Genomic DNA, 12,100 nt, shown 5'->3' on the forward strand with positions numbered 1-12,100 from the left:
CTGCTCGGGCGCGGCGCACCGCGCGGATCGGTCTACCACCACTTCCCCGGCGGTCGCAGCCAGATCCTCCGGGAAGCGTTGAACCTCGCCGGCGGCGAGATCACCGCAGGCTGTGTCGGTCGGCGCGCAGCCTCGAACCGCTCTACGATGTGGCCAACCAGCTCGAATTCCTCATCAAGGCAAAGGAATTCGTGACGAAGTTCGGTGTCCCGACCCTCAACGCCTGACGAGCCAGCGCGCGCAGACGAAGTCGCCGTTGACGCCCGTCTCGGCCAGCGTCCACTCCGAGCGCAGCGGCAACACCGGCGCGCCGGCGCCGAGACTGCACGGCGCGTAGGACATGATCATCTCGTCGACCAGACCGGCGGCGACAAACTGGGCGGCGACATCTCCGCCGCCGACCACCCACACGTCCTTGTCACCGGCGGCCTCCGTCAACAGCGGGTGCAGCTCCGTCACCGCTCCGGTAAACGCCCGCACCGGGTGGCTGGCGGCGATGATGTCCGGGCGGTCGGTCAGCACCCAGGTGGGCTGGGGGTACATCCACTCGCCGGGTTCGTTGGCCAACAACCATTTGTAGGTGGTCGAGCCCATCACCAGGGCGCCGACACCGGCGTTGAAGGCCTCATAGCCGAACGGACCGTTGACGTCGATGGCGCGGGACGTCAACCAGTCGAGGCTGCCCTGCTGATCGACGATGAACCCGTCAAGGCTGGATGCAGTGAAATAGATGGTGGACATGCTGACCACTATGCCGCCCAGCCCTGACTCGCCTGCACGACGGTGATCTGCAACAATTGAGGCCCGCGGCGCTCACCCATCCGGGGATCAGAGGGTCCTGGGTGACTGATCACGGGGGGTCGGGGTGGGGATGCGCATAACCGGGCGCAAGCCGGTCTCGGTGTTGCTGGCGTTTCTCACAGCGGCGACGCTGGGGGTCTCTGCATTGGCCGGTTCGGCCGCTACGTGGGCGGCGACGACGCTGCTTCTGGGTGCCACCTTCGTCTCCGACCCGATGGCTAACTCGGGGTACGCGCAGGGGGCCATCGACTACTACGTCAACCCGACCACGCTGTGCGCGGTTCAGACATGCGCCACGAAGCCCGTCGTCACCCCGGAGACGTTCTGGCCATTCACCGGCCTGGCCGACTTGACGATCGACGAGTCGATCACTCAGGGCACGACCATAATCAACGAGGCCATCAACGGCGAGCTGACCGGGGGCACCGACACCATCGTGGTCTTCGGCAACTCACAGAGCTCGAGCATCCTGACCCACGAAAAGCGGAACCTCGTTGGACTGTCCGCGCAGGACAAGGGCCGACTCACGTTCGTTCTGGTCGCCAACCCGAACCGGCCCAACGGTGGCATGTTGGAGCGCTTCTTTCCGGTGTCGAGTCCTTCCCTTGGTCTGACCGCCAGCGGTGCCACACCGACGGACACCGGAATCCAGACGGTCGACATCGCCTTCCAGTACGACGGGGTGGCCGACTTGCCGTTGCGCCCGTTGAACCTCCTGGCGGACCTCAACGTCCTGTTCGGCGCCTATCTGCACAGCAGTTATGTGTCGAGCGGCAGCGGCTACACCCCGGACGAACTGGTGGCTGCCATCAACGACCCGGCGAACCGTCAGGTCTACGGGGACACCACCTACATCACGATCCCCGCCAAGCGGCTCCCCCTGCTGGTGCCGCTGCGTGATTTGGGGCAGGCGCTCGGTCTGAGCGGGTTGACTACGCCGATCGCCGACCTGCTCGAGCCGACGCTGCGTGTGCTCGTCGAGTCGGGCTACGACCGCAGCATCCCTTACGGGCAGCCGACGACATTCGATTTCCACCCGAAGATCGATGACCCGAAGCTGATCACCGATCTGCAGGCCGCCGGAAAAGCCGGCGTCCGGGCCGCGCTGGCCGACATCGGCGCGACACCCTCCCGCCCCAGCCAGAGCCCCTCGAACACAGCTGTCAGCGCCTCGAACGCCACCACCTCCGTCGCATCGACCGCCGGCAAGGCCCCCTCCGCTGCCATCGGCCGCTCCGCGCGTAAAACCAAGACCGACCCCGCCCCCGCGGGCGCCAGCGTTGCGCCCGACGAGAACGCAACCGCAGCAGACAAGCCGGCCAATCACACCGTCGCCGCGACGAGGCGCTCGGCCCAGCGGTCGACGCACCACTCTGAGTAGCCCTCGCAGCGGCTGGAATACCAGCGTGACGACACCTCCTCCGCGGATCGATGCTCAGGACCCGGGAACGCCGGAAAGTGTCCTGGCCCGCTTCAGCATCAGCACCCTCGGGGAGGACTTCACCGACTTCACTGTGGTGGCCTCGATGCCGGTGGGCGGGATGGTCAACCCCTCCACCGGGACTCCGACCATGGCGCACTGGCCATCCTGGTCGACGACGTCGCCGGCCGGGCCAACTTCCACCGCCGGGGTTCGGGCCAGTGGACGGTGTCCAGTGAGCTCACCGTCGAACTGAGCCCCGACGGGATCGACAGCATCCTGGCCGCGCCCGATGAACCGGTGGTGGCCACGGGCCTGGAACTGGTCGCCTCCGCGGCGATCAACCACGATCAGGCCGAACCGCTTCAGACGGCGTCGATCCGGGTGAACTTCCTTCGGCCCTTCTTCGCCGGGGAGCTCTCCCGCTACGAAGGGACGGCGGTCCGGGTGGGCCGCAACTCCGCCATCGGTGACGCCCGGGCCGTCGGCGACGACGGCAAGGTCGCCATCATGGCCCGCATCACGGGATACCGGTCAAGAACATGACCGATGACTTCAACGGCGCTGTGCGCCAACGAAACCGAACTGGCCGGTCTGACGGCTCGTCTGACTTGGTGGGGCGTCTGGTGTGACCGATTCGGATCGTGTCGGCGACCTTCTGGCCCGTCAGAAGTGCAGCGCTGTGAATCGCCAGTCCAGCACCGGCCGGTCGTCTCCATCATCGGCCGCCGCATACACCACCGATCGCAACCTCAGAACGCCCCCGCGGTCATCGGGCAGTGGGTCGGCCGCCTCCACGTGCAACTCGCTGTAGAGGGTGTCGCCCTCGTGCACCGGCCCGGTGTGATCGCAGGACTCCCAGCCCAGCACGGTCGCGATGTTGGGCAGCAGCCTGCTGGCCTGGGCGAGCGCCAGGCCGATGGTGTGCCCGCCGTACACCAGCCGCTGGCCGCCGACGCTTGAATCATGATGTGTGGCAGCAATGTTCAAGGAAATCCTGGCCAGCTCGGGTGCGGAGCTGACCACGTCCCCAGTGCTGCGCAACACCGAACCCGCGATATCGGGATAGAAGTGCGGACCGGGAACACGTTCGCGGAAGGCCGCCGCGTCCCAGTCGACGGTCGGGTCGGGTGCGGCCGCGAGGTCGGCACCGATCTGCGACAGGTCGTCGGCATGGCCGGTGTCCGCCGCGCCGAGACTCAGCGGAAGCATGGCGCAGCGGTAGAAATCGAGCACCAGACGCCCCACCTGGTCGATGGTGGTCATCCGCAGCGCCGCCATGCCCGTGGGCGCGCGGCCCGGTTTGGCGCTGTTCTGGCGAAGGCCGACGACCTCGGTGCGGGTGAACAGGGTGTCGCCGACGACGGGAAAACGATAAAACGACAGTCCGCGATAGAACAGGTTCGCCTTGACCCGCTGGGTGACCAGGGTGCTCTGGCCGATGGCCACGTCGCAGACGAATGCCGGATGGGCCAGCGGCCCGGTAGTGCCGACCACGGCGTGGGCCAGTTCGGCGTCCAGCGACAGCCGCAACCGGTCGCCGAGGATGGATTGGTGGGTGGCGGCCGCCCCGGAGGTCAACGTCATCGAAGGGGCCCCGTCGAAGACCTGGCCGACGACCAGGTCGTCGAAGTGGGGCCCGCCCGACCCGATATGGCCGTACAAAGTCACAGTCGATCATGCTGGCAGTTCCCGGATCACTGTGTCAATATGGCCGTACATATTTCAGGTATTGGAGCGACCCAAGGTGACTACTGCACTCAACGACGAGGAGACCCTGCTCGTCCAGACCGTCCGCGCGTTCGTCGATCGCGACGTCAAGCCGACCGTGCGCGACGTCGAGCACGCCAACACCTATCCCGAGGCGTGGATCGAGCAGATGAAGCGGATCGGCATCTACGGTCTGGCCATCAGCGAGGAGTACGGCGGCACCCCGGTGTCCATGCCCTGCTACGTCGAGGTCACCCAGGAGCTCGCCCGCGGCTGGATGAGTCTGGCCGGCGCAATGGGCGGCCACACAGTGGTGGCCAAACTGCTGGATCTCTTCGGGACCGAGGACCAGAAGAAGGCCTACCTGCCGAGGATGGCAACCGGTGACCTGCGGGCGACAATGGCGCTGACCGAACCCGGTGGCGGCTCGGATCTGCAGAACATGACCACTGTGGCGCGTCGCGACGGCGACGAGCTGGTGATCAACGGTGCCAAGACGTGGATCACCAACGCCCGCCGCTCCGGGCTGATCGCCCTGCTGTGCAAGACCGATCCGCAGGCCAGTCCGCGGCACACCGGCATCTCGGTGGTGCTCGTCGAGTCGCCCACCCCCGGCCTCACGGTGTCACGCGATCTGCCCAAGCTGGGCTACAAGGGTGTCGAATCGTGCGAGCTGGCCTTCGAGGACTGCCGGGCGCCGGCGTCGGCCATTCTCGGCGGCGAACCGGGTAAAGGCTTCGCGCAGATGATGAAAGGGCTCGAGACGGGGCGGATTCAGGTCGCTTCCCGCGCATTGGGAGTCGCCACCGCGGCGCTGGAGGATGCCCTGGCCTACGCCCAGGAGCGGGAGAGTTTCGGGCAGCCGATCTGGAAGCACCAGGCCGTGGGGCACTACCTGGCCGACATGGCCACCAAGCTCACCGCCGCCCGTCAGCTCACCCGCTACGCCGCGGAGCGATTCGACAGCGGCCAGCGTTGCGACATGGAAGCCGGGATGGCCAAGCTGTTCGCCTCCGAGGTCGCGATGGAGATCGCGCTCACAGCGGTGCGCATCCACGGCGGTTATGGCTACTCCACCGAGTACGACGTCGAACGCTACTTCCGTGACGCCCCGCTGATGATCGTCGGCGAGGGCACCAACGAGATCCAGCGCAACGTCATCGCCGGGCAACTGATCGCTCGCGGGGGAATCTAGCTGCGGTGAAGCCCGAGCCGGCCTATCAGCTTCTGCGCCAACGGCTTCGCGACGAGATCGCCGCCGGCGCATACCCCGACGGCGTGCGCCTGCCGACGGAGTCGGAGCTGGTGGCTGAATGCGGGCTGTCCCGGCAGACCGTGCGGCGGGCCTTCCAGGATCTGGTGGCCGAAGGGGTGGTCTACCGGGTCCCGGGCCGCGGCACATTCGCCAACCGCGGATATCTCAGACAGCTGGGGTCGATCGAGGACCTGATGAGCCTGTCCGAGGACACCACGATGGAAGTGCTGCACGGCCTTTCGCGCCGTGTCGACGTCGCCGCCGCCAGCCGGCTGCGGCTCGACCACGACGTGGTCTACACCGTGGTGTTCCGTCGGCTTCACCGGGGTGTTCCGTTCGTCCTCACCACCGTGCATCTGCCGGAGTCGGTAGCCCAGCTGATGCTCGAGTCCCCGGAGCTGGCCACCGGCGCCGTGGGCACGAACACTGTCATCGGTGTGCTCGAGCCGCATCTCGACCAACCCATCGCCGAAGCGGCCCAGTCCATCACCGTGGCACCGGCCGACGACATTGTGGCAGATGCGCTGGGCTGTCCGCGCGGGCACGCGATGCTCGGGGTCGACCGGCTGTACTCCGACACGCGGCGCACCCCGGTGGAGTTGTCGGTGAGCTACTTCCTGCCCGAGCAGTACACCTATCGGGTCACGTTGCGCCGCTCCAGCTAACCGCCGTTCGCGCCGAACGTGGATTACCCGCACGCTTCTGGCCGCCGATGATGATCCGCAGCTGGGGCAGGGGCGCGGATCGTGTTCTCCAACAGGTCGCCCGGCTGCGTCTTCGCCACGGCGACAGCGGGAGTGATCGCGGTGGTCAGCGACGCCACCTCGACACGACCGCGAACGGCTTCTTGGCCTCCCTGCCGCAACTCCTCGAAAGCCCGTAGGCCAGAGGCGTTTGGCCGAGATCGACGCTGGCGTGCGCCGCACTCGCACTTTTGCGCGGTGGCGTCGATCTCGATGCGAGGGCTATGCCGGAGGGCTCAGTCGGCCTCGGCCAGGCGCTGCTTGAGCGCCTCGAACTCGTCCTTGACGCCGGTCGGCAGCTTCTCGCCGATGAACTCGAACCACTCCTCGATCTGAGCCAGTTCGTCGCGCCACTCGGAGGCGTTGACCTTCAGCGCGGCCGCCGCGTCACCCTCGTCGACGTCGAGGCCGCTCAGGTCGAGGTCCTCGACACCCGGCACCGTGCCGATCGGTGTGGACGTCCCGTGGGCCTTACCCTCGACCCGCTCGACGATCCACTTCAACACCCGGCTGTTCTCGCCGAAGCCGGGCCACAGGAAGCGGCCGTCCTCGCCGCGACGGAACCAGTTGACGAAGAAGATCTTCGGCAGCTTCGACTCGTCGGCGTTCTTGCCGAGATCGAGCCAGTGCTGGCAGTAGTCACCGGCGTTGTAGCCCAGGAATGGCAGCATGGCCATCGGGTCGCGGCGGATCGTGCCGACCTTGCCTTCGGCCGCCGCGGTCTTCTCGCTGCCCAGCGAGGCGCCGATGAACACACCGTGCTGCCAGTCGCGGGCCTGGGTCACCAATGGCACGGTCGTCTTACGACGGCCACCGAACAGGATCGCCGAGATCGGCACGCCCTGCGGGTCGTCCCACTCCGGGGCCAGCGTTGGACACTGCGACATCGGGGTGCAGTACCGCGAATTCGGATGGGCGGCAGGCTCGTCGGAGTCCGGCGTCCAGTCGTTGCCCTTCCAGTCGATCAGGTGCTGCGGCTCGCCCTCGAGGCCCTCCCACCACACGCCGCCCTTGTCGGTCAACGCGACGTTGGTGAACACGGTGTTGCCCGCCGCGACGGTCTTCATCGCGTTCGGATTGGACCTCCAGTTGGTGCCCGGCGCGACGCCGAAGAACCCGAACTCCGGGTTGACCGCATACAGCCGGCCGTCCTTGCCGAACCGCATCCAGGCGATGTCGTCACCGAGGGTCTCGGCGCGCCAACCGGGAATCGTGGGCTGCAGCATCGCGAGGTTGGTCTTGCCGCACGCCGACGGGAACGCCGCGACGATGTAGTAGGCCTTGTTCTCCGGGGAGATCAGCTTGAGGATCAGCATGTGCTCGGCGAGCCAGCCCTCATCGCGGGCCATCACCGAGGCGATGCGCAGCGAGTAGCACTTCTTGCCCAGCAGGGCGTTGCCGCCGTAGCCGGAGCCGAAGCTCCAGATCTCGCGGGTCTCCGGGAAGTGGGTGATGTACTTCGTGTCGCTACACGGCCACGGCACGTCTTCCTGGCCGGGCTCCAGCGGAGCGCCCAGCGAGTGCAGCGCCTTGACGAAGAAGCCGTCGTCGCCGAGCTTCTCGAGTGCCGCCTTGCCCATCCGCGTCATGGTGCGCATCGAGACGACCACGTACTCGGAGTCGGTGATCTCCACACCCAGCTTGGGGTCGTCGGCGCCGAGCGGGCCCATGCAGAACGGCACGACGTACAGGGTGCGCCCGCGCATGCAGCCGCGGTAGAGGTCGGTCATGATGGCGCGCATCTCGTCAGGGGCCATCCAATTGTTGGTGGGGCCGGCGTCGATCTCGCGCTCGGAGCAGATGAAGGTGCGGGACTCGACGCGCGCCACGTCCGACGGCGTCGACCGCGCGAGGTAGGAGCGAGGCTCCTCGGAGTCGCTGAGCGGGATGAAGGTGCCGGCGGCGACAAGCTGCTCGCAGAGGCGCTGGTACTCCTCCTCCGAACCGTCGGCGAAGACCACTCGGTCGGGCTGGGTCAGCTCAGCGATTTCCTGTACCCAGGCCAGCAGGCCCTGGTGTTTGGTCGGTGCAGTGTCCAGACCGGGAATGGTCGCTGAAGTCATCGGTATCTCCTGCGTAGGTTTCTTGCCAGGATGCAGGCCTTACGCCGCACATAGCGGAGACGGTCGTCCCTGGCAAGAAGGTTAACGCGGGTGAGATACCCGCGGTTAATCGAGATTATGTCCGATCACTCACAGGAACGATTCAGAAAGACTCAGATGGGCCGATTCGTCGAATCAGTTCCCACCGCAGGCGCCAGTTCAACCCGAACGACGGCCAGCGCCCGCTCGATCACCGGCATGTGCAGGTCCCGTTCGGCCACCGCGTGGGCCCTCGTGACGGCAAGCTGGTGAATCTCCCGGTCGATGCCGGCCAGCACCTGATCGACCCGTACGCTCTGCGCGGCGTCACGCTCGGCGGCGGCGATGCCCAGCGCCGATTCGGCGGCCAACACCCAGCTGGCAACGCGCTCCTCCAGCGCGGCCCGCAGCCCGGAGGTGCCGCCGGCGACCCAGCGGTCGAGCACGGCCCGATCGTGCAGAAGTCCCCGTGTGCCCACTACCCACAGCGTGAGTAGCACGCCGATCACCGCGCAGGCGACCACGCCCGCTGCCGTCCACTGCGGAGCCAGGTCGGCCAGCAGTCGGCTCAGCGTCAATGCCACGCCGAGGCCGAAGCCCGCCCCGAGGAGTGCCATCAGCCGGGTCTCCACCCGGCGCGACCTCAGCGGCGCAGCGGGAACCTCGACGGCCAGGGCCGGCGGCGCTGGGCACTCGATCGGCAGGCCGAGTTCCAGTCCCACCTGGCTCAGCTGCTGTGCGGTGCCGTCGTCGACCTCCTCGACAACCTCACCGATGCGCCGGCGCACGTAGTCGGTGAACGCGCCGAACGTCCGCCGCGTGGCCGAGGCCGCATCCTCCTGCAGTTCGGTTCGCACCGAGGCGCAGCGGTTGCGCGCGAAGTAGGACAACTGCAGGCGCGCCTGTTGCATCTGCGCGCGTACCGCGATGGCCCGTTCGGTCTTGTCGAGCCGCGCCCGGCGCACCTCGGCGGCACGCCGCTCCCGTAGCGCCGCAAGCCGTACCTCCCGGCCCTCGCCCACCACCTCAGATTCGTAATGGTGAGCCGCGCCAAGCAGCCGATTCTCCCACGCCCGCAACCTATTTCGTCGCGCAAGCGAATCGGTGGCAACCGCCTGCTCGACGGCGGCGACCAGGTCGTCGACCGCCTGGGCACCCAGATCCGGCGCTGCCGCGGCCCCCACCCACGCCATCGCCGCATACCGCGGAGCATGGCCGGCGGTGATCGTCCGGTCGGCCTCGAGGACCTGACGCCAGGCGCGGTGCACGTCGATCTTGGTGACCACCCCGATCACCGCATCGGTGTCGGCGGCCGAGGCGTCGAGCAAGGCGCAGTCCGATTCGGTGAGCGGAGCGGTCGCCGAGACGACGAAGACCATCGCCACGGGGGCCACCCCCGCGCGAATCTCGGCGGCCTCGACGAACCGGTGCCGGGGCAGCCGCTCGCGCAGCGCGTTGATGACGCCGGTGGCGCCGGCCAGCCACGGCCCGGTCACCAGCACCACGTCGTCACGTGCGATCGCGGGCTGCGGAAGCTCAGGGTCCACCGCCAGAACCATCGCGTCGACATCGGCCTCGCTCACGCTACCGCCTCGGGAACTCCGCCGGCCTGCTCCCACAACCGCAGCGACCCGCGGACGATGTCGTCGGCGCAGCGGCGATGCAGCTCCGACACCGGTCCACGCGCGTAGCGCTGCCACAAGACGGCACGGCGCAGATACGCGTCGGCGTCATCACCGCGATCCACAGCCATCCCGGCCGCCTCGACGACCTCGATGGCTGCCGACATCCGCGCGGCCATCGCTGCGTCGTCCACCGGCTGCGACGCCCCGACCTCGGCCACGCGGCGGTAGCGCACCGGAGCGGTGGCGCGCCCGATCGCGGCCAACACGGCATCCAGACCACTGGCCCGGCGCAGCGCCGCCGCGAGGCCAGCGCGATCGGCGCCCTCACGCAGGGCCACCACGGCATGGGCGATACCGAACAGGTCGAGCTCGGTGAGAAGCCGCTGGCGGACCCCGCGGGGCAGCCGGTGCGCCCCGGTGAGGAAGCCGTCGGTGGAGCCAAGGTTCGCCGGCTCACCGGTGAGCACCCGCAGCGCGGCCAGCACGGCGCCGTCGATGACAGTGTCGTCAAGCGCAGCCACTGCGGCCAGGGCGGCCAGCGGATGAATCGGCATGGCCACGCTCTGCTGCAGTAGTTCGCAGCGTGCGGCCGCGGTCGCGACAGGACCATCGCCGCCGAAGCCGGCGAGGTCGGCCTTGTTCAGGATCGCGACGCGCGGCCCCGGCGGGCTGCTCAGCGCGGCGCGGTCCTCGGGTTTGAGGGTCTCGGTGAACACGTAGACGTCGACGTCGGCCGCGTCGTCCGGTCCGGCCACCATCACGCCTGCGGCGTGCAACGCCCTGGCCACGGTACGCCGGCCGCAGCCGGGCCGGCCCAGCACCGCTGCCCGCACCGGCCCGGTGGTTGCCGCCATGCCCGCCATGCCCGCCATGCCCGCCATGCCCGCCATGGTGGCATCGGAGCCGATATGGCGCGAGTCACTACCAGGCGAAGGCAACTGTTGGGTATCAATATGCACCGCGACGCGGGTGCACCCATGTTCATGAGGGACCATGGACCGATGTATGCGCAGCACCCGGGCGGCTCCACCGCGCCCGACGGTCGGGCGGCGCATTTGTATCCCCGGGTCACAAGCTTCCGGTCGCGCCGTTCGTCGCTGACCCAGGCGCAGCAGGAGGTATGGGACCGGCTGTGGCCGACGCTGGGCACCCAGGCGCGGTTTACCGAGGGACCGGCACCACTGCTCGACGCCGAGGCCTGGTTTGGGCGTCAGGCGCCGGTGATTCTCGAGATCGGATGCGGAACCGGCACCTCCACGCTGGCGATGGCACAGGCAGAACCCGACCTCGACGTCGTCGCCGTGGAGGTCTACCGCCGCGGTCTGGCGCAGTTGCTCGGCGCCATGGACCGGGAGGGCGTGTCCAACATCCGCCTGGTCCGCGGCGACGGTGTCGACGCGCTCGAGCACATGTTCGGTCCGGCATCGCTGACCGGGGTGCGGGTGTTCTTCCCCGACCCATGGCCGAAATCGCGGCACCACAAGCGGCGGCTGCTCAAATCGGACACCATCGCGCTGATCGCCAACCGTCTGCGGCCCGGAGGTGTGCTGCACGCCGCCACCGACCACGCGGGCTACGCCGAGCAGATCGCCGAAGCCGGCGACGCCGAGCCCCTTCTCCTGCGCACACGGCCGGACGGGGCGCTGCCCATCTCCACGCAGCGCCCGACCACCAAGTACGAGGGCAAGGCCCGCCACGCGGGTAGCCCGGTAACCGAACTCATCTGGGTGAGACGACCATGAGCGTGATCGAAGAAACTCAACAGGTTGCGGTTCCAGACGAGCCGGACACCGGAGCCGCGGTGGAGTCCGCACCCCAGCGGGTGCTTCTCGTGTGGGATGCCCCCAACCTCGACATGGGTCTGGGGTCGATCCTGGGCGGCCGGCCCACGGCCGCGCACCGGCCGCGCTTCGACGCCTTGGGCCGGTGGCTGCTGATGCGGACTGCCGAGCTGTCCGCCGGCCATCCGGAGCTGTCGCTGGAACCAGAGGCGACGGTGTTCACCAACATTGCCCCCGGCAGCGCCGACGTCGTTCGCCCGTGGGTGGAGGCGCTGCGCAATGTGGGCTTCGCGGTCTTCGCCAAGCCCAAGGTGGACGAGGACAGCGACGTGGACAGCGACATGCTGGCCCACATCGCGCTGCGCCGTGAGGAGGGTCTGGCCGCGGTGCTCGTCGCCTCGGCCGACGGCCAGGCATTCCGGGCGCCGCTGGAAGAAATCGCCCGGTCGGGCGTGCCGACCCAGGTGCTCGGATTTCGCGAACATGCCAGCTGGGCATTAGCGTCGGATACCTTGGAGTTCGTCGACCTAGAGGACATTCCTGGTGTTTTCCGTGAGCCGCTGCCACGAATCGGCCTAGATTCGCTACCAGAGCAGGGAGCGTGGCTGCAGCCATTCCGGCCGCTGTCCGCACTACTGACATCGCGCGTCTGACAAGCAGCACCGATGCGCAGATCGCCGCAGA

Annotated in this window: 10 protein-coding genes and 1 pseudogene; 6 read left to right on the top strand and 5 right to left on the bottom strand. The window is 68.2% G+C overall.

The window, feature by feature from the left end; translation table 11 throughout:
• Positions 1–216: 216 nt before the first annotated feature.
• Complete coding sequence (locus K9U37_RS02175) at positions 217–741, bottom strand: dihydrofolate reductase family protein (RefSeq protein WP_243070328.1); 525 nt, start codon at positions 739–741, stop codon at positions 217–219.
• Between the two features lie 130 nt (positions 742–871).
• On the opposite strand from K9U37_RS02175, the gene K9U37_RS02180 reads away from it, so the two are divergent.
• Entirely contained in the window at positions 872–2,182 is a 1,311-nt protein-coding gene (locus K9U37_RS02180) for a PE-PPE domain-containing protein (RefSeq protein WP_243070329.1), read from the top strand.
• Between the two features lie 25 nt (positions 2,183–2,207).
• Positions 2,208–2,767 (top strand): annotated as a pseudogene (locus tag K9U37_RS02185) (PaaI family thioesterase).
• A gap of 120 nt (positions 2,768–2,887) precedes the next feature.
• Here K9U37_RS02185 and K9U37_RS02190 read toward each other — a convergent pair.
• Positions 2,888–3,892: a MaoC family dehydratase gene (locus K9U37_RS02190; RefSeq protein WP_243070330.1), complete on the bottom strand. Its 1,005-nt coding sequence runs from the start codon at positions 3,890–3,892 to the stop codon at positions 2,888–2,890.
• 76 nt (positions 3,893–3,968) lie between these two features.
• On the opposite strand from K9U37_RS02190, the gene K9U37_RS02195 reads away from it, so the two are divergent.
• Positions 3,969–5,126, top strand: a complete 1,158-nt coding sequence (locus tag K9U37_RS02195) for an acyl-CoA dehydrogenase family protein (RefSeq protein WP_243070331.1) — start codon at positions 3,969–3,971, stop codon at positions 5,124–5,126.
• Positions 5,127–5,131: 5 nt separating this feature from the next.
• Positions 5,132–5,851: a GntR family transcriptional regulator gene (locus K9U37_RS02200; RefSeq protein WP_243070332.1), complete on the top strand. Its 720-nt coding sequence runs from the start codon at positions 5,132–5,134 to the stop codon at positions 5,849–5,851.
• A 314-nt stretch (positions 5,852–6,165) separates the two neighbouring features.
• Here K9U37_RS02200 and K9U37_RS02205 read toward each other — a convergent pair whose 3' ends face one another.
• The 3 genes from K9U37_RS02205 to K9U37_RS02215 all read right to left on the bottom strand — a co-directional run bounded on the left by K9U37_RS02205 (position 6,166) and on the right by K9U37_RS02215 (position 10,516).
• Positions 6,166–7,992 (bottom strand): phosphoenolpyruvate carboxykinase (GTP), encoded by a 1,827-nt coding sequence (locus tag K9U37_RS02205; protein WP_243070333.1) that lies wholly within the window; start codon positions 7,990–7,992, stop codon positions 6,166–6,168.
• Positions 7,993–8,144: 152 nt separating this feature from the next.
• Entirely contained in the window at positions 8,145–9,593 is a 1,449-nt protein-coding gene (locus tag K9U37_RS02210; RefSeq protein WP_243070334.1) for a hypothetical protein, read from the bottom strand.
• A complete protein-coding gene (locus K9U37_RS02215; protein WP_243070335.1) occupies positions 9,590–10,516 on the bottom strand; it encodes a hypothetical protein in 927 nt (308 codons plus the stop codon). Before K9U37_RS02215 ends, K9U37_RS02210 begins: the two co-directional genes overlap by 4 nt.
• 102 nt (positions 10,517–10,618) lie before the next feature.
• Here K9U37_RS02215 and trmB point away from each other — a divergent pair, with 102 nt between their 5' ends.
• Both trmB and K9U37_RS02225 read left to right on the top strand, forming a co-directional pair.
• On the top strand, positions 10,619–11,377 hold the full coding sequence (gene trmB / locus K9U37_RS02220; RefSeq protein ID WP_372489553.1) for a tRNA (guanosine(46)-N7)-methyltransferase TrmB: 759 nt from the start codon (positions 10,619–10,621) through the stop codon (positions 11,375–11,377).
• Positions 11,374–12,069 (top strand): NYN domain-containing protein, encoded by a 696-nt coding sequence (locus K9U37_RS02225; RefSeq protein WP_243070337.1) that lies wholly within the window; start codon positions 11,374–11,376, stop codon positions 12,067–12,069. The genes trmB and K9U37_RS02225 overlap by 4 nt, the downstream gene beginning before the upstream one ends.
• Positions 12,070–12,100 lie beyond the last annotated feature (31 nt).

It is taken from the genome of Candidatus Mycolicibacterium alkanivorans, from assembly GCF_022760805.1.
Taxonomy (GTDB): domain Bacteria; phylum Actinomycetota; class Actinomycetes; order Mycobacteriales; family Mycobacteriaceae; genus Mycobacterium; species Mycobacterium alkanivorans.